This window comes from Paraburkholderia atlantica, assembly GCF_009362785.1.
Classification (GTDB): Bacteria; Pseudomonadota; Gammaproteobacteria; order Burkholderiales; family Burkholderiaceae; genus Paraburkholderia; species Paraburkholderia atlantica.
The window spans coordinates 1-702 of record NZ_WHNQ01000223.1; the positions used below are offsets into that span (position 1 = coordinate 1).

At 65.0% G+C, this 702-nt stretch carries 1 protein-coding gene; it reads left to right on the top strand.

The genetic code is table 11. The features are described from left to right. Window positions 1-41: 41 nt before the first annotated feature. On the top strand, window positions 42-702 hold a 661-nt coding region (locus GCT19_RS42390; protein ID WP_321576967.1), incomplete at its 3' end, for an AMP-binding protein.

Here is a 702-nt window from a genome sequence, read left to right on the forward strand (position 1 = left end):
TCACCACCGCACACTTTGTACCATCCATGCTGGCCAGCTTCATGGACACGAAGGGCGTTGATCGCTGCACCTCCCTGCAGCGTCTCGTGTGTAGTGGAGAGGCGCTTTCTGCTTCCCTCACGCAGAAGGTTCGGTGCGTATTACCTTGGACCGGTCTGCACAATCTATATGGTCCCACGGAAGCTGCTATCGACGTAACGGCCTGGAATTGCCCGGCTGATTTTAATGGGTCAGTGGTCCCGATCGGCCGTCCGATTTCGAACACGCGGGTTTATCTGCTGGACGGTCATGGCGCGCCAGTGCCGTTTGGTGCGGTGGGCGAGCTTTACATTGGCGGGGCGGGGGTCGCGCGTGGCTACCTGAACCGCCCCGAGCTGACAGCAGAGCGGTTCATCGCCAGTCCCTTTGTGGAGGGCGATCGGCTGTACCGCACGGGGGACCTGGCGCGGTACCTGCCGGACGGCAATCTGGAGTTTCTGGGGCGCACCGACGAGCAGGTCAAGATCCGGGGCTTTCGCATCGAGCCGGGCGAGGTGGCCGCGCACCTGTGCGGACATGCATGGGTACGCGAGGCGGTGGTGGTGGCGCGCGAGGAGCGGGCCAGCGAGCCGCAGCTGGTGGCGTATGTGGTGGCCGCAGAGGAGGCGCAGGAAGCGCAGCTTGCGGCGACGCTGCGCGCGCATCTGGTGGGGCAGCTGCCGG